Annotated in this window: 16 protein-coding genes and 1 rRNA gene; 14 read left to right on the top strand and 3 right to left on the bottom strand. The window is 56.4% G+C overall.

The genetic code is table 11. The features are described from left to right. Positions 1-45 precede the first annotated feature (45 nt). Positions 46-1,671, top strand: a complete 1,626-nt coding sequence (locus GFN93_RS16475) for an NAD+ synthase (protein WP_153502393.1) — start codon at positions 46-48, stop codon at positions 1,669-1,671. 152 nt (positions 1,672-1,823) lie between these two features. On the opposite strand, the gene GFN93_RS16480 is transcribed toward GFN93_RS16475, so the two are convergent. Then, positions 1,824-2,639: an outer membrane protein assembly factor BamD gene (locus GFN93_RS16480; RefSeq protein WP_153502394.1), complete on the bottom strand. Its 816-nt coding sequence runs from the start codon at positions 2,637-2,639 to the stop codon at positions 1,824-1,826. 74 nt (positions 2,640-2,713) lie between these two features. On the opposite strand from GFN93_RS16480, the gene rluD reads away from it, so the two are divergent. The 4 genes from rluD to clpB all read left to right on the top strand — a co-directional run bounded on the left by rluD (position 2,714) and on the right by clpB (position 7,737). After that, positions 2,714-3,685 (top strand): 23S rRNA pseudouridine(1911/1915/1917) synthase RluD, encoded by a 972-nt coding sequence (rluD, locus tag GFN93_RS16485; RefSeq protein WP_153502395.1) that lies wholly within the window; start codon positions 2,714-2,716, stop codon positions 3,683-3,685. A gap of 19 nt (positions 3,686-3,704) precedes the next feature. Continuing rightward, positions 3,705-4,118, top strand: a complete 414-nt coding sequence (locus GFN93_RS16490) for a hypothetical protein (RefSeq protein ID WP_153502396.1) — start codon at positions 3,705-3,707, stop codon at positions 4,116-4,118. A 7-nt stretch (positions 4,119-4,125) separates the two neighbouring features. Next, positions 4,126-4,884, top strand: coding sequence for a peptidoglycan editing factor PgeF (gene pgeF, locus GFN93_RS16495; RefSeq protein ID WP_153502397.1), 759 nt, complete (start codon positions 4,126-4,128; stop codon positions 4,882-4,884). 270 nt (positions 4,885-5,154) lie between these two features. Then, positions 5,155-7,737 (top strand): ATP-dependent chaperone ClpB, encoded by a 2,583-nt coding sequence (gene clpB / locus GFN93_RS16500; RefSeq protein WP_153502398.1) that lies wholly within the window; start codon positions 5,155-5,157, stop codon positions 7,735-7,737. Between the two features lie 68 nt (positions 7,738-7,805). On the opposite strand, the gene GFN93_RS16505 is transcribed toward clpB, so the two are convergent. After that, entirely contained in the window at positions 7,806-8,267 is a 462-nt protein-coding gene (locus GFN93_RS16505; RefSeq protein ID WP_153502399.1) for a DUF4124 domain-containing protein, read from the bottom strand. A gap of 467 nt (positions 8,268-8,734) precedes the next feature. Between GFN93_RS16505 and GFN93_RS16510 the strand changes: the two genes are divergently transcribed. Continuing rightward, on the top strand, positions 8,735-10,456 hold the full coding sequence (locus GFN93_RS16510) for an acetolactate synthase 3 large subunit (RefSeq protein WP_328594832.1): 1,722 nt from the start codon (positions 8,735-8,737) through the stop codon (positions 10,454-10,456). Further along, positions 10,456-10,947 carry an acetolactate synthase small subunit gene (ilvN, locus tag GFN93_RS16515; protein WP_035234382.1) on the top strand — a complete coding sequence of 164 codons (492 nt, stop codon included), beginning with the start codon at positions 10,456-10,458 and terminating at the stop codon, positions 10,945-10,947. The genes GFN93_RS16510 and ilvN overlap by 1 nt, the downstream gene beginning before the upstream one ends. 342 nt (positions 10,948-11,289) lie before the next feature. Here ilvN and ilvY read toward each other — a convergent pair whose 3' ends face one another. Continuing rightward, on the bottom strand, positions 11,290-12,174 hold the full coding sequence (gene ilvY / locus GFN93_RS16520) for an HTH-type transcriptional activator IlvY (protein WP_153502400.1): 885 nt from the start codon (positions 12,172-12,174) through the stop codon (positions 11,290-11,292). Between the two features lie 153 nt (positions 12,175-12,327). On the opposite strand from ilvY, the gene ilvC reads away from it, so the two are divergent. The 7 genes from ilvC to GFN93_RS16555 form a co-directional block, all read left to right on the top strand. Then, positions 12,328-13,344, top strand: coding sequence for a ketol-acid reductoisomerase (gene ilvC / locus GFN93_RS16525; RefSeq protein ID WP_153502417.1), 1,017 nt, complete (start codon positions 12,328-12,330; stop codon positions 13,342-13,344). Positions 13,345-13,438: 94 nt separating this feature from the next. Continuing rightward, positions 13,439-14,224: a CDP-diacylglycerol--serine O-phosphatidyltransferase gene (gene pssA / locus GFN93_RS16530; protein WP_153502401.1), complete on the top strand. Its 786-nt coding sequence runs from the start codon at positions 13,439-13,441 to the stop codon at positions 14,222-14,224. 381 nt (positions 14,225-14,605) lie between these two features. Then, positions 14,606-15,154: a pilus assembly PilX family protein gene (locus GFN93_RS16535; RefSeq protein ID WP_153502402.1), complete on the top strand. Its 549-nt coding sequence runs from the start codon at positions 14,606-14,608 to the stop codon at positions 15,152-15,154. Between the two features lie 14 nt (positions 15,155-15,168). Continuing rightward, entirely contained in the window at positions 15,169-19,410 is a 4,242-nt protein-coding gene (locus tag GFN93_RS16540) for a pilus assembly protein (RefSeq protein ID WP_153502403.1), read from the top strand. Between the two features lie 122 nt (positions 19,411-19,532). Continuing rightward, complete coding sequence (msrP, locus tag GFN93_RS16545) at positions 19,533-20,528, top strand: protein-methionine-sulfoxide reductase catalytic subunit MsrP (RefSeq protein WP_153502404.1); 996 nt, start codon at positions 19,533-19,535, stop codon at positions 20,526-20,528. After that, entirely contained in the window at positions 20,528-21,112 is a 585-nt protein-coding gene (locus GFN93_RS16550; protein ID WP_153502405.1) for a protein-methionine-sulfoxide reductase heme-binding subunit MsrQ, read from the top strand. Before msrP ends, GFN93_RS16550 begins: the two co-directional genes overlap by 1 nt. A gap of 319 nt (positions 21,113-21,431) precedes the next feature. After that, a 16S ribosomal RNA gene (locus tag GFN93_RS16555) occupies positions 21,432-21,496 on the top strand; the annotation flags it as partial.

The raw sequence follows: 21,496 nt of genomic DNA on the forward strand, positions 1-21,496 counted from the left end.
ACTAAAGAGTACAATCAGCGCTCATTTCATGAAAGGCCGGTCGAGATGCGAATTATCATGGCCCAGCAGAATGCGCTGGTGGGAGACATCGAAGGGAATGCACAACGAGTAGTCGCTGCGGCGGATGAGGCCAGGCGACTGCTGGGTGCTGACCTGGTGGTATTCCCGGAACTGATGCTGACCGGCTACCCCCCTGAGGACCTGCTGTTACGGCCGAGCCTGAACAGCCGCGTAGATGCGGCGCTGGCTGAAATTGGTGCTGCGGTGAGTGTGCCGGTGGTGCTGGGTTATCCGGCGGTGCGTAATGGCCTGCGACGTAACGCTGCGGGGGTAATGTTTCCCGGGGAGAGCACTCCGCGCCACGAGTACTTCAAGCAGTGCTTGCCGAACTATCGGGTCTTTGATGAAAAGCGCTATTTCCAGCGTGGTGACACTCCCTGTACGTTTGAGCTGGGCGGCTGGACCTTCGGTATTACGATCTGTGAGGACATCTGGCACAGCGAGCCGGCCAGCCAACTGCAGCAGGCGGGTGCCGATGTGGTGCTCAACCTCAATGCGTCTCCTTTCCGGACCAACAAGGTAGAGGAGCGGCTGGAGCAGGTGCAGGCCCGTAGCCGTGAAACCGGCATGTCCATTCTCTACTGCAACCTGGTGGGTGGACAGGACGAGCTGGTATTTGACGGGGCGTCCTTCGCGTGCAATTCCAGCGGGGAGCGCTGTGTCCAGGGAGCCAGCTTCAATGAAGCGCTGATTCCGGTGGACCTTCAGTGCAAGGACGGGAGCTGCGATCCGGTGGGCGAGCTCTTGCCGCTTCCGGGTGTGGAGCAGGGGGTCTACCAGGCGCTGGTGTTGGCTACCCGCGATTACGTTAACAAGAATGGCTTCAAGGGTGCGCTGCTGGGGCTGTCCGGCGGCATTGACTCGGCGCTGACCCTGGCGGTAGCGGTGGATGCGCTGGGGCCGGAGCGGGTGGAAGCGGTGATGATGCCATTCCGCTATACCTCCGCCATGAGCCTTGAAGATGCAGAAAAGCAGGCGCGCACCCTCCGCGTGAACTACCGGGTGATGCCCATTGAACCGGCGTTTAATGGCTTTATGGGCATTCTTGATGAGGCGTTTGCAGGCCTGGCCAAGGACACTACGGAAGAAAACCTGCAGGCTCGCTGCCGTGGCGTGATTCTCATGGCACTCTCCAACAAGAGCGGTTCCGTCGTGCTGACCACCGGCAACAAGAGTGAGATGGCAGTGGGTTACGCGACCCTCTACGGTGATATGGCAGGCGGTTTTTCTGTACTCAAGGACGTATTCAAGACCATGGTGTTCCGGCTGGCCAGGTGGCGTAATCAGCAGGCGGGCAGTGAAATCATCCCGGAGCGGGTGATTACCAGGCCTCCCTCGGCAGAATTGGCCCCGGATCAGGTAGATACCGATTCCCTGCCGGACTACGACGAGCTGGATGCGATTCTGCAGCGTTATGTCGAGCAGGATATGAGTGCCGAGGCCGTCATCCGCGATGGCTTTGATCGAGACAATGTCTACCGTGTGGTCAAGCTGACTGATCGTAACGAGTACAAACGGCGCCAGGCCGCCGTCGGTCCTCGTGTGAGCCGTCGTGCCTTCGGCAAGGACCGTCGTTATCCGATCACCAACGGTTGGCGGCCGGGAGACTAGGGGGTAGGTACGAACCTCAAGCTTCAAGCTGCAAGGAGGATCAAAATCAAGAAACAGGATCAAAAAAAGGGTGGCACCGAATGTTGGTCGGAGCCACCCTTTTTGTAGCTTGTAGCTTGTAGCTTGTAGCTTGTAGCTTGTAGCTTGTAGCTTTAAAGCAAGTCGAATGTCAGCAGGCTGATAATGCCGTTGTCTTCATCCGGCCACCAGGCCAGGTCCACCTGCGTTTCCTTGTCCAGATACGCGCTGTCGGGATAGTTGAGTGCCAGCACCGCACGGCTTTTCTCAGCCAGTTCCGGGTACTCGAGGCGCTCATAGCTCTTCACCATAATGGCCAATGCCTCTTCTACGGCAGGCGTTTGCTGGTAGTGCTTGACCACGTACTGGGCGCGGTTAACAGAGGCAACGATGGCGCCGCGGCGGGCATAGTAGCGGGCTACGTGGAGCTCCTGCCGGGCCAGCTGGTTACGGATATGCACCATGCGCGAGCGTGCATCAGGCGCATATTCGCTGTCCGGAAAGCGGGTGACCAGCCGTTCGAAATCGCGGAAGGCATCCTTGGCCGCGTCCATATCCCGGCTGGAGCGGTCAGAGCTGACCAGGTTGTCGAACAGCCCTTTTTCCATGTTGAAATTGGCCAGGCCACGCATGTACAGCGCGTAGTCCATGCGCGGGTGGGCAGGGTAGTTACGCATGAAGCGTTGCGCTGCAACCACGGTGGCCGGGTAATCCACTGCCATGTAATAGGCGTAGATCAGATCCAGTCCGGACTGTTCGGCGAAATCCCCGTACGGAAAGCGGACCTCCAGCTCCTTGAGCTCGTCAATCGCCGTGAGGTAATTCTTTGACTCAATGGAGTCATGGGCTTCGCGGTACTGGGCGGCTTCGGTGAGCTCCGGGGCGTCCTTGTTGCTGGCGCAGCCGGCAAGCAGCATCAGGCCCAGTAGTGGCCAGAAAAAGCGTGGCATTCTTTCCTCGTCGGAAGGGTTACAATGGCGCGTTACAGGGTAAAGTACCGCGACATTTAAACACAGGTTGGATTATGGGACATCTTGGCGGCGAGAAAATTCAACGTACTGAGCAAGTACGGGCAGAGCAGGCAGGGCTTCGGGTGGACCAGGTTGCCGCCGAGCTGTTCGACGGATTTTCCCGTTCCCGGCTGCAGGGCTGGATCAAGGATGGGGTGCTTACCGTCAATGGAAAGAAAGCCAAGCCCAAGGACAAGCTTACGGGCAACGAGTCCCTCGCGCTTGAAGTGGTGATCGAGCCAGAACTGGATGATCAGGCTCAAGCGATCTCGCTGGATGTGGTGTATGAAGACGAGGACCTGATTGTCATTAACAAGCCCACCGGGCTGGTGGTCCATCCGGCGGCGGGGCATGCGGACGGCACCCTGTTGAATGGACTGCTCCATCATGACGAGCGCCTTAACAGTTTGCCTCGTGCGGGTATTGTTCACCGCCTGGATCGGGACACCACAGGCCTGATGGTGGTGGCCAGGTCTCTGGAGGCACATACCAGTCTGGTTGCGCAACTCCAGGACAAGAGTCTGTTCAGGCAGTATGAAGCGATCGCTGTGGGCGTGATGACCGGGGGTGGCAAGGTGGATGCGCCTATCGGCCGCCATCCCGTGGATCGAAAGAAGCAGGCTGTTGTTAAGGAAGGCGGTAAGGAAGCGGTTACTCACTACCGGGTCATGGATCGCTACCGCGCCCATACCCGTATCCAGGTCAAGCTGGAAACCGGCCGTACCCACCAGATCCGAGTGCACATGGCGTATCGCAATTACCCGCTGGTGGGTGACCCGCTCTACGGCGGTCGTCTCAAATTCCCGGCCGGGGCTACCGAGGAACTGCGCCAGGCATTGCGCCGCTTCCCGCGTCAGGCGCTTCATGCCCGTACCCTGGGCTTGATCCACCCGGCCAGTGGCGAATATTGTGAGTTTCAGGCGCCGTTACCCGATGACATGCTCGGGCTTATCAAGGTGCTGGAAGACGATGCCAAAGAGCAATAAAGCCGGGAGAGGAACGATAATGCTCGCATTGCGTGCCTGTATTGTGGCAGCGTCAGTTGGAGTGCTGACTGGCTGTGCAAGTAAATACCACGCCTGGGATGGCGTGAAGGGCTACCAGGACGAAACGCTGGAATCCGGCAGGGTGAAAGTCAGTTATACAGCAGAAAAATTCACAGGCTGGGATCGTTTGGATGGGTATCTTAATCGCCGCTGCATGGAGCTGGCACAATCAACTACTCAGCACGTGGTGGTGGAAAAGGTAGAGCATACTTATACCTATGCGGTTGCCCAGTCGGAGGTGTCAGTGGGGGCTCCTGTCAGGGTGGGAGGTGGCAGTATGGATACAGGTATTGTTGCTCCAACAGCGAGCCACCATGATGTGTTGTTCAAGTGGAAACTGGCGAGCGGCATCTGTTCCGCTGCCGCACAATGAGCTATTTATGACTCTGCCGCAGAAAGATCAGTGGCTCTGGCCTGACTGGCGCCCTCACCCAGCGGTGAGAGTGGCGGTGACCACCCGCGCCGGCTCGCATTCTCCGGAGCCATGGAACGGCTTCAATCTGGGCCTGAACTGTGGCGATCAGCCTGGCCGAGTGGAGCAGGCCCGGCGTCACGTGGAAAAGTTGCTCCAGGCGGACCATCCCGCGGCGTGGTTGTGGCAGGTCCATGGCAAGCGGGTGATTCGGGCAGATGAGCAGAATAATGAGGCTGACGGTGTCTGGACTGATCAGCAGCGCTGGCCATGTGTGGTGCTCACCGCGGATTGTTTGCCGGTGCTGCTGGCCAGGAATGATGGCACTGCCGTAGCGGCGGTCCATGCGGGCTGGCGAGGGCTGCAGGCGGGTGTTATTGCTGAAGGGGTAAAAAGCATCGCGCCCAATGCGGAGCCTGTCAGTGCCTGGCTGGGCCCTGCGATTTGCGGGAAATGTTATCAGGTGGGCGATGAGGTTTATCGTGCCTTCGCCGACACCAACCCTGCGTTCAAGACGGCTTTTCGGGAAGATGCGACGCCTCATCACTGGCGCTTCTCCGTGGTCCATGCCGCCATGATCGAGCTCGCGAGCCTCGGGGTGACGGATGTGCAGGGGGGCGAATTGTGCACGGCCTGTGACCTGGACCGCTTTTACTCCTATCGCAAGGAAGGCGACACCGGTCGGTTTGCCTCACTGATCTGGTTGGACCGGGAGAGCAATCAATAGCGGCTGACGAGCGTGCAAATGCGCCACCCGACAAACGGCGGCTCCCCTCTTGCGTCACAAGCCTCATCTCCTGCCTATCCCACAGTGATCATGGCGATAAGCCGCTTTCTTGATCCACGGCAATAAAATCTGTTCCTTTCTTCACTTACTCTTGAACTTGGCCCAATCGGACCCATCTTAGGGGCAGTTGATTGATTTCCGGTGATCGCCGGTCGCTTGCCGTCAGGGAGTGGCCGGGCGGGTCTCCGCCGGACAAAGGAGAGCCAAGTAATGCGAATGGACAAACTGACCGCGCGCCTTCAGGAAGCCCTGTCGGATGCGCAATCCCTGGCCGTGGGGCAGGGCAATAGCACCATTGAACCCGTGCACCTGATGCTGGCATTGATGCAGCAGCAGGGGGGTGTGGCCCGTCCGCTGGTGGAAAAAACCGGTGCCAATCCTGCCGATGTGATCACCGCCTTGAATATGGCCGTGGACAAGTTGCCCACGGTGAGTAATTTCAATGGTGATGTCACCATGGGTCAGGGCCTTGGTCGTCTGTTGAACCTGGCCGATCGTGAAGCGCAGCAGAATGGCGATCAGTACCTGTCGTCGGAAGTGGTGTTGCTGGCGGCCTGTGATGACAGTGGTGAGCTGGGCAAAATTCTCAAGAATGCCGGTGTCACCAAGAAAATCCTGGCGGAAAAAATTGCTGCGGTGCGTGGAGGCGAGACGGTGAACGATCCCAATGCAGAAGACAAGCGCGAGGCGCTGGACAAGTACACCGTCAATCTCACTGAGCGTGCCGAGGCGGGCAAGCTGGATCCGGTGATTGGTCGCGATGATGAAATTCGTCGCACGATTCAGGTATTGCAGCGCCGTACCAAGAACAACCCGGTGCTGATCGGTGAGCCCGGTGTGGGTAAAACGGCCATCGTGGAAGGTCTGGCGCAACGCATTGTGAACGGTGAAGTGCCTGAAGGGCTCAAGGACAAGCAGGTGCTGTCCCTGGATATGGCTGCGCTGATTGCCGGAGCCAAATACCGCGGTGAATTTGAGGAGCGCCTCAAGGCGGTGCTCAACGAGCTGGCCAAGCAGGAAGGTCGCATCATCCTGTTCATCGATGAACTGCATACCATGGTCGGTGCAGGCAAGGGCGACGGCGCCATGGATGCGGGTAACATGCTCAAACCGGCCCTGGCCCGCGGTGAACTGCACTGCGTGGGTGCCACCACGCTGGATGAATACCGCCAGTACATCGAAAAGGATGCGGCGCTGGAGCGGCGTTTCCAGAAGGTGCTGGTAGACGAGCCCACGGTGGAAGACACCATCGCCATCCTGCGCGGCCTGAAAGAACGCTACGAAGTGCACCATGGTGTGGACATTACCGATAGCGCCATTGTTGAGGCTGCGCGGCTGAGTCATCGCTACATCACGGATCGCCAGCTGCCTGACAAGGCTATCGATTTAATTGATGAGGCGGGCAGTCGAATCCGTATGGAAATTGACTCCATGCCGGAAGAAATGGATCGTCTCGATCGTCGTCTTATCCAGTTGAAGATGGAGCGCGAAGCGCTGCGCAAGGAAGATGATGACGCCAGCAAAAAGCGACTCGACAAGCTGGAAGAAGACATCGGCGAACTGGAAAAAGAGTACGCTGATCTGGATGAAATCTGGCAGGCGGAAAAGGCGGCTCTGCAAGGCGCGGCCGAGTACAAGGCGGAGCTTGAACAGGCCCGTGTAGAGATGGAGCAGGCCCGTCGTGCCGGAGATCTCAACAAGATGTCTGAGCTGCAATATGGTCTGATTCCGGAGCTCGAGAAAAAGGTTCAGCAGGCCCAGGATCAGGAACAACAGGTTCAGGCGGAAACCCAGTTACTGCGCAACAAGGTAACCGAGGAAGAAATCGCCGAGGTGGTGTCCAAGTGGACCGGCATTCCGGTCTCAAAAATGCTGGAAGGTGAGAAAGAGAAGTTGCTGCGCATGGAAGAGAGTTTGCACCAGCGCGTGGTGGGCCAGAACGAAGCGGTGGAAGCCGTGGCCAATGCGGTGCGTCGCTCCCGGGCTGGCTTGTCCGACCCTAACCGGCCCAACGGCAGCTTCCTGTTCCTTGGTCCCACCGGTGTGGGTAAAACCGAGTTGTGCAAGGCGCTGGCCAACTTCCTGTTTGATACCGAGGAGGCCATGGTAAGGATCGATATGTCCGAATTCATGGAGAAGCACTCCGTGGCTCGGCTGGTGGGCGCGCCCCCTGGCTATGTGGGCTACGAGGAAGGTGGTTACCTGACCGAAGCCGTGCGCCGCAAGCCCTATTCCGTGGTGCTGCTGGACGAGGTGGAAAAGGCACATCCGGATGTGTTCAACATCCTGTTGCAGGTGCTGGATGATGGTCGTCTCACTGATGGTCAGGGGCGCACCGTGGACTTCCGCAATACCGTGGTGGTGATGACCTCCAACCTGGGCTCAGACTTGATCCAGACGCTGGCCGGCGAGGGCAATTACGAAACCATGAAATCCGCGGTGATGGAGGTAGTGGGCAACCACTTCCGTCCGGAGTTTATTAACCGTGTGGATGAAACGGTGGTGTTCCACCCGCTGGAAAAAGATCAACTCAAGGGCATTGCCTCCATTCAGCTGGATTACCTTCGCAAACGTCTGGCTGAGCGGGATATCCGTCTGGAGATCAGCGATGCCGCACTGGACAAGCTGGTGGAGGCGGGCTTTGACCCGGTCTACGGCGCACGTCCTCTAAAGCGGGCGATTCAGCAGCAGCTGGAAAATCCGCTGGCGCAATCTCTCCTTAAGGGCGAGTTTGCCCAAGGCGATGCGATCAAGGTGGATGTGGAAGGCGAGGCTTTCTCGTTCCATCATTGATATGCATGGGAGGTAAACAAGAAGGCCGCTCACAAGAGCGGCCTTTCACATTCTCACGCTGGTAGCAATTACATCTCTTCGCATTTCTCCAGGGCTTTGCGAGCTTCTGACATCATCTCTTCACGCTGTTCCTGGTCCAGCACTTCCATTTCTCCGGTCTCCGGGTTTTCCCGTCTAACGATCGGTTTGTTCTGCAGGATTTCCAGATTCTTTTTATGGCCAGCACAGCGTTCTTCGCTTGCAGCGTCAGGATTCTCTGAGGCTTTCCGTGATTCTGCCTCTGCTTTACGAGCGTTCTCTTTCTGCTTGGCGTCAGCCTCGCGGCGTTCGTTCAGGGCTTCAATGGCATCGCCCTGGCTGGAGCTGGCATTGGCCCGGGTGTTGACCACGCTGGCGTCCTGATTGCTGGGCGGCTGAGCGCCATAGTGGGTCACTCCATTCTCATCCACCCATTTGTAGAACTTTTCGGCGATGGCAGAAGAGGTAAAGGCAAGCAGGGTAATCCCCAGCAACAGGCTGAATCGTTTCATGGTGTCAGTCTTCTTATTGAAAAGGGTGCGTAATCAGACTTTAGCATGACGTGATTTCGGGCGTTTCTGCAAGCCCAAGCCGACAAGGGGCTTTGATTTGCCGCACATTTCTGAGAGAATCAAGCCTTTCCGGAGATCGGGACCCGCATTCGCTTACCGGCGTTTGTGTGGCCGGGACCCGGGGCATCGTTACCGCGATGTCCGGTCAGCAGTATCACTGCACTCTCGTCCCGCTGTGGGAGCCTCCGGAGGTCTCTGTTTCTGAGCGGGAGGACTCTCTTTATCTTCCCGGTTTGATCCAGCCCCTCCTGATTGCGTCTCTGCCTGCGTCTTTGTCGGCCACCTCCGACAGGACTTCAGAATGCCCAACTATGGCGTTCTCTCTGCAGGTCTCCAGCAAAAGCAAAGTCCGTCCTGCTGTGCCTGTGCGCGGTAGGGATTATGCATTCTGATTTGAGGTAACAACCGTGGAAATGTTATCCGGCGCGGAAATGGTGGTCCGTGCATTGCAAGACGAGGGAGTGGAGTACATCTTCGGGTATCCCGGAGGCTCCGTACTGCACATCTATGATGCCTTGTTCCAGCAAGACAAGGTCAGCCATATTCTGGTGCGTCACGAGCAGGCTGCGACCCACGCAGCAGACGGTTATGCCCGTGCCACTGGTAAACCGGGTGTGGTCATGGTGACCTCTGGCCCGGGTGCCACTAACGCCATTACGGGCCTGGCGACAGCTTTCATGGACTCTATTCCCATGGTCGTCCTGTCAGGTCAGGTGCGTTCCGACTGGATTGGCGATGACGCCTTCCAGGAGACCGACATGATCGGCGTGTCCCGTCCGGTGGTGAAGCACAGCTTCATGGTCCGCGATGCCAAGGATATCCCGGAAATCATGAAGAAGGCGTTCTACATTGCCACCACTGGCCGTCCGGGCCCGGTTCTTGTCGATATCCCCAAGGATCAGACCGCGCCGAACGTGAAGAACCCCTACGAATACCCCAAGAAAGTGAAGATGCGCTCCTATGCGCCGGTCAGCCGCGGCCATTCCGGCCAGATCCGCAAGGCAGTGGAAGAGCTGATGAAGGCCAAGCGTCCGGTGATCTATGCCGGTGGTGGTGTGGTTCAGGGCGAGGGCAGTGAGCTGCTGACCCAGCTGGCTCATCGACTCAACTTCCCGGTGACCAACACCCTGATGGGGTTGGGTTGCTTCCCCGGAACGGATCCGCAGCATGTTGGCATGCTGGGCATGCATGGCACCTATGAAGCCAACATGACCATGCATAATTCCGATGTGATCCTGGCGGTAGGGGCCCGTCTTGATGACCGGGTCACCAACAACGTGAAGAAGTTCTGTCCGGGCGCCAAGATTATTCACATCGATATCGATCCGGCCACCATTTCCAAGAACGTGATGGCGCACATCCCCATCGTAGGGCCGGTTCAGCAGGTGCTGGAAGAAATGCTGGCGGCGCTGGATGAGCATGGCGGCGAGCCTGATCAGAAAGCCCTGGAGCGTTGGTGGGAAGAAATCGCCGGCTGGCGCAAGGTCCATGGCATGCGTTACGAGACCAATGAAGATGGTCCCATGAAACCGCAGCAGGTCGTTGAAGCCCTGTACAAAGCCACGAACGGCGATGCCTATGTGACCTCTGATGTGGGGCAGCATCAGATGTTCGCGGCACAGTACTACAAGTACGACAAGCCTCGTCGCTGGATCAATTCCGGTGGCCTCGGCACCATGGGCTTCGGTCTGCCGGCAGCCATGGGGGTGCAGTTCGCATTTCCGGATGCCACGGTAGCCTGTGTCACTGGTGAAGGCTCCATTCAGATGAACATTCAGGAGCTCTCCACCTGTTTGCAGTACAACCTGCCGGTGAAGATCATCAACATCAATAACCAGGCCCTGGGCATGGTACGGCAGTGGCAGGACATGCAGTACGGTGGCCGCCACAGCCAGTCCTACATGGAATCGCTGCCTGACTTTGTGGCCCTGGCGGAAGCCTACGGTCATGTGGGCATGAAGATTACCAAGTTTGAAGACCTGGAAGGTGCCATGAACGAAGCCTTCGCACTGAAGGATCGTCTGGTATTCATGGATATCTATGTGGATCCCACCGAGCACGTATACCCGATGCAGATCGCTGACGGCTCCATGCGTGATATGTGGCTGAGCAAGACGGAGCGGACCTGATGCGTCGAATTATTTCTATTCTCATGGAAAACGAGCCGGGTGCGCTGAGCCGAGTGATTGGTCTGTTCTCCCAGCGGGGCTATAACATTGACTCCCTGTCGGTGGCGCCCACCGAGGATACCACCCTGTCTCGCCTGACCCTGACCACCTATGGGGATGACCTGAAGATTGAGCAGATCACCAAGCACCTCAACAAGTTGATCGAGGTAGTGAAGCTGGTGGATCTGACCGAAGGTGCTCATATTGAGCGTGAGCTGATGCTCATCAAGGTGAAGGCCACTGGTGCCCAGCGTGCTGAGGTGAAGCGTAGCGTGGATATCTTCCGCGGCCAGATCGTGGATGTGACCAGCACGGTGTACACCATTCAGCTCACCGGCGCTTCCGACAAGCTGGACGCCTTCATTGGCGCTATCGGTGAAGCTCAGGTGCTGGAGGTTGTTCGCTCCGGTGTCTCGGGTATCTCCCGTGGCGAGAAGGTGTTGAGTTTGTAAGTGCGCTCGACGCCTGACGCTGGATGCCAGACGAAAAAGCCGCTCCTCGGAGCGGTTTTTTTGTGGCCGCTCTGCGGCTTTGGTACAGCAAAGCTCAACCTGTCAGGAAGGGGCTGCTGTGGGAGCTCTCTGTGTCCTTCAGGGTATGCCTGCAAGCGATCCGTGCCACAGCGAGGAGCAGGAGCAGCGAGTTGCGAGTAACGAGTTTCGAACGGCAAAACCCTTGCGCTCTCCTCGGTGGGTGTTTTGATCTTCGAAACTCGAAACTCGAAACTCGAAACTCGAAACTCGAAACTCGAAACTCGAAACTCGAAACTCGAAACTCGAAACTCGAAACGGCGCCTATTCCGTCACCTGTGACCAGAACGCGTTGATTAGCGGTTCTTCCAGCCGTCGCTCCTGAGTGAAAAGTCCCACTTCGTAGGGGGCAAGGGTCGGCTGGACATCCAGTGAGCGGATTCGGGCAGCCAGCGGGCTGTTGTCCAGCACGATCTTTGGCACCACGCCGACCCCGAAGCCAAGGCTGACCATGCTGACGATCGCCTCGTTGCCGCTGACCTGGGCATAAATCCGAGGTTTGACGCCCAGCTGGCGAAACCAGCGATCTGTTCTTTCCCGGGCAAGGCCTTCCTCTGACAGAATCATCGGGATGTCTTCCCATGCCTGCTTGTCGGCGTTGCCGCTCAGTCGTTCGGCCAGCTGTGGCTGACTCGCGGGTGCAATGAACAGCAGGGGAGAACGGGCGATAGGCCGAAAGGCGATACTGCCGGGGAGGTGGTCCGGTCGGGCGCCGATGGCAATATCTTCTTCGCCATGCTGGATACGATGGACTGCCTGGGCCGGGTCGCCGGTATGCAGCTTCAGCTCAATACGCGGATATTGATGACGGAAGCTGCTGAGAATGTCATAGAGGAAGCTGTAGCTGGCGGTCACCGAGCAATACAGACTCAGCTCACCCTGCAGCACTCGGCGGTCCTCCTGCAAGGCATGGCGCAGGTTGTCCCAGCGGGTCAGGGTGTCGCGGGCGTATTCCTGAAAACGCTGGCCTTCCCGGGTCAGGCTGACCGTGCGGTTATCCCGGTAGAAGAGCGGGGCGCCCAGCTCATCTTCCAGCTGCTGAATCGTGCGGCTCAGTGTGGAGGGGCTAACGTGACACATGGTGCTGGCGCGGCCGAAATGAAGGGTGTCGGCCAGAGTCAGGAACAGGCGCAAAGGCTTGGTATCCATGATGGGCTCTTTGTTTCGATATTTGGAATGCTGCATTCCAAATATATCATTTTACGCAATGCTGCAGATAGCCTAGAGTAGCTGGCCTGAATGAGAGGCCGGCCGGCCTGTCACCCCCGTTTTCCGTTACCGCAACGAGTCAGAGCTATGAGCATGCAAGTGTATTACGACAAGGATTGTGACCTTTCCATCATCCAGGGCAAGAAAGTGGCCATCATCGGTTATGGTTCTCAGGGCCACGCCCACGCCTGCAACCTGAACGATTCCGGCGTTGATGTGACTGTGGGCCTGCGCCCGGGTTCTTCCTCCATCGCCAAGGCGGAAGCCCATGGCCTCAAGGTCAGCGATGTACCGTCTGCTGTTGCGGCTGCTGACGTTGTCATGATCCTGACTCCGGATGAGTTCCAGGCGCAGCTGTACAAGGCCGAAATCGAGCCGAACCTGAAAGAGGGTGCGACCCTGGCGTTTGCCCATGGTTTTGCCATCCACTACAACCAGATCGTTCCCCGTAGCGACCTGGACGTCATCATGATCGCTCCGAAAGCGCCGGGTCACACTGTGCGCACCGAGTTCACCAAGGGTGGCGGGATTCCTGACCTGATCGCTATCTTCCAGGACGCCTCAGGTAACGCCAAGAACGTGGCGCTGTCCTACGCTTCCGGTGTGGGCGGCGGTCGTACCGGTATCATTGAAACCACTTTCAAGGACGAGACCGAAACCGATCTGTTCGGTGAGCAGGCTGTTCTGTGTGGTGGTGCGGTAGAGCTGGTGAAAGCCGGTTTCGAAACCCTTACCGAAGCCGGTTACGCGCCGGAAATGGCCTACTTCGAGTGTCTGCACGAGCTGAAGCTCATCGTTGACCTGATGTACGAAGGTGGCATCGCCAACATGAACTACTCCATCTCCAACAACGCGGAGTACGGTGAGTACGTGACAGGCCCGGAAGTGATCAACGATGAATCCCGTGCCGCCATGCGCAATGCCCTCAAGCGCATCCAGAGCGGTGAGTACGCCAAGATGTTCATCGCTGAAGGCGCTCACAACTACCCGTCCATGACGGCGGCCCGTCGCAACAACGCCGCTCACCCCATCGAGCAGGTGGGTGAGAAGCTGCGTGGCATGATGCCGTGGATCAAGGCAAACCAGATCGTCGACAAGACCAAGAACTAAGCTTTTGTGACGATTGCAAAAACGCGGCCCAGGCCGCGTTTTTTGTTTTACGGGTCTGGGGTAGACTAGGCCCATTCAATTTGGATGGACCACCATGCAGGATAACGACAAGATCAAGACGTCTGACACACCGGAAACCTTCGAGGTGGTGGAAGCCGAGCATCGCACGGGCGCCCGTCACAAGGGTGTGTATCTGCTGCCGAACCTGTTTACCACTGGTGCCCTGTTCGCTGGCTTCTACGCGATTGTCTCTGCCATGAACGGGATGTTCGAAAACGCCGCCCTCGGTATTATCGTGGCCGGCATCCTCGATGGTATGGATGGGGGCGTTGCCCGTCTCACCAATACCCAGAGCAAGTTCGGGGCCGAGTACGACTCCCTCTCTGACTGCGTCGCCTTCGGCGTGGCGCCAGGGCTGGTGGCGTACTCCTGGGCCCTGTCAGGGCTTGGTAAATTTGGTTGGGTGGCGGCCTTTATCTATGTGGCCTGTGCCGCTCTGCGACTGGCACGATTCAATGTGCAGGCAGAATCCACCGACAAGCGCTTCTTTATTGGTCTGCCCAGTCCGACCGGTGCGGGCCTGGTGGCGACCATGGTCTGGCTGGGCGCCAGCCGTGGGGTAGAGGGGGCGGACGTCTCCTGGCTTGTCGCCCTGATGGTGGCCGGTGCAGGCCTGTTGATGGTGTCTTCAGTGAAGTATCACTCCTTCAAGGAGTTCCATATCGGCCGGGTGCCCTTCAAGGTGCTACTGGGAGTGATCATCGCCTTCGCCATCGTCTTCCTGGATCCACCGCTGGTGCTGCTCAGTGTGGCAGTGATCTACGTGGTGGCAGGCCTGGTGATGAGCCTTTGGAATCTGAGGAAGCCCGCGAATATCTGATTCTTTCCCTCTTTCCTTTCCTTGGACGCCAGCAGGTTTCTGCTGGCGATTCTGTTCACTGTTATCTTCTTGTTTCCTGCCCCCTGTTCGTGTAGGGCTCATAGGTTAAAAGTGCTACGCGCATCATATTCTGGTACTTTTGTACTTTTTTTTGGCTTTACCTTGCACGTTTTTTGTGCGACTTTCCGCTTGTCGGGGGATGAATGGCTTTCATGTGGCCAAACTTGCATACATAATCATCCTGTTCCTCGGTTTCAAATTGTAAAATACAGTAAAAAAATTAACGGCCCGGTTTCTGGCGGAGTGTTTGGCTCGGCTTGGTTCGCGATTTAGGAAATCGTGGAAGTCAGACTTGGTTGCCGTCAACAGCAAGGAGGGGGTATGTCGGGGGCTCGTACTAGCCAGCAAGGTGTGGCTTTAATCGTCACGCTTTTTTTACTGGTCATCTTAGCGATGCTGGGTGTGTCAGCATTGCGCACGTCAATGCTTAACGCCCGCATTGCTACCAGCGCACAACTTTCCAAGATGACATTTCATGCCGCTGAGTCGTCTTTGGCATCGACCTATACAGAAATGCTGAATACGGACTCTCTGATATTACTGGACTTGCTGGATGGTGGAGAGGTCCGGCTTTGTCAGGAAGCTGCCGTTGCCAACAACCCGGGGGCGTGTTCGCAGCAGGCCAGGTTTGATTCGCGCGGCCTTTTGCAGGCTCAGTCGCGCACCGTACAGCTTGGTATTGCGCAGGACTTTTCTCTTTTGGAAGGTGCCCAGCTCAATGGGCAGCAGCTACTTGTCCACCATCGTCTGGAAGCAACCGCGGAAGGTGCGGCGCCTGACTTGGGGGTAGAGGCTTACCATGTTCAGGAATTTCATCTCAAAGCCATGACCGATCCGGGCACTTTGATAGCCCAGACCAAGAATAACTAGAATCGGAGAGCTCCATGAAAGCCCTTAGCTCAGGACTTGTCGCACTGTGCTGTCTGCTGTCTGCACCTGGTGTTTACGCTGATGATACCGAGATTTATCTCTCTCCCTCTTTATCGGGATCAGAGGCACAGGTCATGGTGTTAATTGATACCTCCGGTTCCATGCTCTGGTGTGAAGAAGAAGAGTACAACGGTCGTTATGTGAAGGCCTGTGATGATGTTGAGAATCGACGCATCAATCAGTTAAAAGAAGCTTTCTCCAATGTCGTGGATAGCCTGGGTGGCGGCATCAGCATGGGGGTTGGTCGCTATCGTCAGACAGGCAGTGGTAATGGTCTCGGTAGTGGCATTGGCGGCTACGTTATGCGCGAAGTTGAGCAGCTCGATAACCTGGTGAATACCCAGGTACTTCATGCTGTTGAAGATGAGTATGGCGATATCGTTGAGGATGCTTCAGGGAACCTGCAGGCAACCAACGAAACGATTGATTTCCCGAATGGTGGTCAGGCTGGTGGGCAGGTAGGTTTGTTCTTTCCGGCTGTTGATGTGCCTCGCTATGCTGTGATTGAGCGAGCGGTTTTAGAGGTGGATCCCAGCGAGGACGCGACATCGCCCTTGCAGCTGGAAGGTTCATACGATGTATCTGATCTGAATGCTCCTTTTACTGCACTGGATACAGTATCAGATCGAGCCTGGAGTAACGGCTTTTCCAGTAGCGTCACCGAAGCCTGGGAGCGTCGTGATACCCGCGAGCTAGTAGACGTTACCTCTTTGTTGCAAGCTGCGACATCAAGGCCCAGTTGGTGTGGTGGTCAAGGGCTGGCGTTGCGTTTTCGTAGTCAGGCGCCGAACAATTCACGGGAAATTTATGCCTATGGTTCCCGGAATGGAAATGCCCCGCGATTGAGGATTACCTGGGGTATTAATGAAAGCCTTGCAGTGGTTGGTGGGCCCTCTGATGGTCAGGTCTACAGGGACCAACTTTCGTGTAACCAGGGAATGGCCTATGCGCTGGAAAGCGTTAACGATGATGCCTGGGAGTCTCCTCAGGGATTGGTCGAAACGGATTCCTCTTCGCTGCCAGTTCAGCAATCACGGTTGGCTGGTTGGCGCTTTGCTGCAATCCCTTTCGACCCTCGTGCGTCTAATGCGGAACCGGATGTAATTGAAAAAGCGGTACTGCGTTTTCGTGGCGCCAAGGGGGCAACCCAACTTACCGAAGTAGAGCAATGCTGGGGGCGCTGGTGCTGGACTGAGACGCAGGAGCAGCCTGATTATGGCAATGTGACTCTGACATTTCGGGCAGAGCAGGGAACAAGTGATCCCTTCCAAACAAATAGCGGCAACATCAGTGCCAGAAGCACAGGGTCGTCTGTGACTTATGTGACAGAAGGCGCTGACGGAGAGTTCGATGGCCCTGGTGTTATCCATGAAGTTGACGTCACCAGTCTTGTCAGCGAGGCCATGTCCAGCCCCGCCTGGCAGGCGAATGGTCGTTTGGTTTTGACAGTTTCAGCGGATAAGGATGTGCGTTTGGCTGCAGTTGAATCAGGTCAGGCCAATGGCGCCAGCTTGGTGATTACTGCGCTTAGTGCTAGCCAGTCCAATTACGGGGAGCGGGTTCGTGATGACCTGAAGCGCATGGTGAACAACATCTCTCCTAATGGTGGCACACCCTTGATGGAGGCGTACACAGAAATGGCCAAGTATATGATGGGCCAAAATGTTGTGTTCGCACGAGGTGAGCCGGATGCAGTTGGGTTTGATCAGAGAGGAGTTTATCAAACTCCACTTGATAGCAATGCGGGGCAGTGCAGTTCCAATCACATTATTTTAATGACTGATGGCCAGCCCTCGGGAGATACCTCCTACGGTCAGGTCACATCTACTACTGGAGAGGGTGGCAATTGTGCGTCCGGGATCCAGGGTGGGACGCCAGAGGCTAGCTTTGCGTGCATGAAGCAGCTGGCTAGTTGGCTGTATGACGGTACTGAGAACACCAAAAAAAGTGCCGTTCAGACTCATACCGTAGGCTTCCACCTTGATCCGGTTACGGCCGCTCAGCTCGCAGAAGTGGCTGATGCGGGCCAAGGCTCGGCGTTAACCGCAGCTTCTGCTACCGAGTTGGAAAGTGCGCTGCGCCAGATTATCAATTCTATTTCCGATGTGAATAGCACTGTGGCGGCGCCGGGTGTAGCGGTGAATCAGCTCAACCGCATGCAGCACCTTGACCAGCTGTATTACGCAATCTTTGGTCCGGAGATGGATTCTCGTTGGGAAGGCAACCTTAAGCGCTACCGACTTTCCCTAGGTAACGATGCACCTGAACTGGTTGACCAGGATGGCCGCCCAGCGGTCGATCCTAACACCGGTTTTTTTGCAGAAAACGCGCGTAGTTATTGGTCACAGAATGCAGATGGCCCCGAGGTCGAAATGGGGGGCGCGCGCAGCCTGCTAAACAGTGATGATCGCAAGTTGTTTGTGGCTGGTTCCGGCAATGGTGATGATATCGGTAGTGCCTTGGCTACATCTGGCAGCTCGTCTTCAATCGCATTGATCGAGGATCCAGATGACCTCGCAAAGGTTGCCTACGGTCTTGATGCCAATGCGAGTGATGAGCAGCGCAATCTTCTATTCAGCAAGTTGATGGAGTCATGGGGGGATCCGCTTCACAGTGAGCCTCGTCTGGTGAACTATGGTTATCAGGGCGATCTGGATAGCGCACGAAATGACCCTGACAAACAGGACAATGTGCTTTTTGTCAGCACCAATGATGGCATGTTGCATGCGTTGGATGCCCAGTCGGGTAAGGAATATTTCACCTTCATGCCAGCAGAGCAGGCTGCTATGGCGGCAGAGCGCTATAGTCAGCCGCCGCTGGATGCAGACAACAACCGCACCACTTATGGTCTGGATGGTTCATGGATGGCCTGGCGGCAGCCTGACCCAAATAATCTGACCAAGGTTGATCGGGTTTATCTCTATGGCGGCATGCGTCGTGGCGGAAGGAATTACTATGCGCTGGATGTGAGCAACAAGACGACGCCGCGTTGGTTATGGCGTATCCGCGGAGGCAGCGGCGATTTCGTTGAGATGGGGCAAACCTGGTCCACGCCGACACTTGGGCAGGTGATGCTGGATGACAAGGCTGTGCCCGTATTGATCTTTGGTGGCGGTTACAGTTCTTTCGATCACGATGTGCAGGGTGAGTTCAGTGCCGGTGGCGATATCATGGGCAACGCTATATATGTCGTGAATGCCTACACGGGCGGTCTGATCTGGAAAGTGACCTCTGGAAGCAGTTCTGGGGGGCTTACACGAGACTCCCATTCAGATATGAAGTGGAGCATTCCAGGAGCGATATCTGCCGTGGATATCAACTTCGATGGCTTTACAGATTACCTCTACGCGGCTGATCTGGGGGGGCAGGTCTTCCGGGTCGACTTAAACAACCAGAATGGCGGCGCCTCTGATTTAGTAAAAAGAGTGGTGACCCTGGCGAAGCTTGGCGATGGTGCAGGAGGGGATGCTGGTCGTCGTCGTTTCTATGAGGCTCCCGCAATTACTCTGGGGCAAAAAAACAAAGACTGGATGCTCAGGGTTGCGCTCGGTTCAGGGTATCGGGCGCACCCGCTGGATACAGAGGCGGATGAGCACTTCTTTGTTCTGGATGACACCAGTGCGCTGGCGAACAAAGAGCCCAGTGAGGTCATTACTGACAGTGATCTGCTGGACGTAACATCCAACGTAAGCCCAGAGCAAAGTCAGCTTGATGGCAAATCGGGCTGGCTGATTGAGCTGACTGGAGAGGGGGAAAAAGTACTCTCAAGTCCTGCGATTATTCAGAACACCATTTACTTCACCACTTATTTGCCGGACACCGGTTCGCTGAAGCAGACCTGTACGGTGCAAAGTAAGGCGCGCCTCTACGGTATTTCCGCCATTGATGGCTCACCGCAGGGGTTGGATGGCAATAATGATGGCACTGTGACGGATCGGTATACCGAGAGTACCCAGGAAGGGTTGCCCTCGACGCCGCAGGTGCTGATTCTGCCTCCGTCGTCAGGTGATGGCGGTGGTGGTGACGGAGGCGATGGTGGTGGCTCCGGCGGCACCTGCGGAGACGGTGGTTCTCTGGTCGTTCTTTCCGGCACCAGTGTCCACGATGGTGGTGAATTAAAGGGGTGTCCGCTGCAAAAGACTCGCTGGTATGAGGTCGATCCGGCCAAAGGGAAGGCTGTTATCGATGGCCCTTAATAATCACAACCATCATTGAGGTTGAAACAATTTCGATCTGACGGCATCAAAGAGGGGCGCTTTCACTTGAGCGCCCCTTTTTTCGTTTAGGCTTTATGGAAACCTCAGGCCCTGGAGTTGTCATGATCATTCGCAAAAAAGACCCAGCTGCACCGAGAAGCCATGAAATTACACCGGAGTCGGTATATCTGAAGCGGCGGGAGCTGATGATGCTTGGTGGTCTGGCAGGTCTTTTCAGTGCCGTGCCAGCATGGGCCGCTGAGGTTAAGGCTGTAGACGAAGATGCGTCTCGGCCGCTGTGGATCAAGGATCAGGTTGCTCGTGCTGTCAGTGGCAGTCCTAATGCCACGGATGCGCTGACTCCCTACAAAGATGTGGCCGGCTACAACAACTTTTATGAGTTTGGTACCGGCAAGACAGACCCTGCAGAGAATGCCCATACCCTGAAAACGGATCCCTGGACGGTCACGGTGGCAGGAGCTGTGGATAAGCCCGGAGAGTATGCGCTGGAAGACCTGCTCAAGGGCTTGCAACTGGAAGAGCGAATCTATCGCCTGCGCTGCGTGGAGGCCTGGTCCATGGTGATCCCCTGGGTAGGGGTGCCACTGGCCAGTTTGCTCAAGAAGCTGCAGCCTACCAGCAAAGCCAAATACGTGGCATTCACCAGTTTGGCAGACCCAAAGCAGATGCCGGGAGTACGTTCGCCTTTCACCGGCATTGATTGGCCATATCGTGAAGGGTTAAGGCTGGATGAGGCCATGCATCCCCTGACCCTGATGGCCGTTGGCCTTTATGGACGGACGCTGCCCAATCAAAACGGAGCGCCCTTCCGGTTGGTCGTTCCCTGGAAGTATGGGTTCAAGTCGATCAAGTCTATTGTGCGCATAGAGTTGACCGAGACCATGCCGAAGACCACCTGGAACATGCTTGCCCCGGACGAGTATGGCTTTTATGCCAATGTGAACCCTGCCGTAGACCACCCCCGTTGGTCGCAAAGCCGGGAGAGGCGCCTGCCCAATTCTTTCTTTGACCCTAATTGGGTGCCGACTCGCCCATTCAATGGGTATGAAGAAGTGGCCGGGCTCTATAAAGGAATGGATTTGAGCAAGTTCTACTGATGAAAACCAATCAATGGAGCTGGCTAGCCTGGCCGTTGGGGGCGCTGCCTCTGGCGGGGATCATTTATCAGGCAGTGAGTGGGCAGATGGGCCCTGATCCGGCGGAAACGCTGGTTAAACTGTTGGGCTGGTGGTCACTGGTGATGCTGCTGGTCTGTCTGGCCATGCGTCCGGCAGCCCAGCTGATGAGGGTTCCGGGGCTGGTCATCTGGCGAAGAACCTTCGGCTTGTGGGCTTTTGCCTACGTATGTATGCATTTTATTTGCTGGGGCACCCTGCTGCTGGGCTGGGACCCTGCCTATCTGGGGCAGGAACTAACCAAGCGTCCCTACATCATCGTAGGGTCCCTTGGCTGGCTGGCCCTCTGGCCGCTGGCGCTGACCAGTACCCGCCGTTCCCGTCGCAGGCTGGGCCAGAAATGGGTGAAATTGCACCGTCTTGTCTTTGTGGCGTTAGCGCTTGGACTGGTTCATCAGAGCTGGGTGCAGAAGTCGGGCTATGGTGAGACCTTGATCTTTGTCAGTATTGCTACCATTTTGCTCTTGTACCGGGTTTTACATGGGCGCAACATGGTCAAGAACTAGCCGAAAACAGCTGCTTTTGGCGCTTTTTTGCACTTCATGGTCAACAGGTGACCGTTTGATTAAAAAGATGCGAAAAAGGAGTTGACGGTTCTCCGTAAATCTCTAGAATGCGCACTCCTCGACGGGGCAACAACGCGAAGCGCGGCACCGGACGAGACGCTCTTTAACAATCAGGCAAGCAAACGTGTGGGACCTGTTCGGGATGGGATCTTTAAAGATTTCAGTTCTGAACGAGTCAACAAGTTTTTGTTAATTCAGATGACGAACTGAGCATGTATTAAGTGCTCCTTCTTCGGAAGGCCACTTTAAACGCTTTTCTTAACTGAAGAGTTTGATCATGGCTCAGATTGAACGCTGGCGGCAGGCCTAACACATGCAAGTCGA

Source organism: Alcanivorax sediminis, assembly GCF_009601165.1.
Classification (GTDB): Bacteria; Pseudomonadota; Gammaproteobacteria; order Pseudomonadales; family Alcanivoracaceae; genus Alcanivorax; species Alcanivorax sediminis.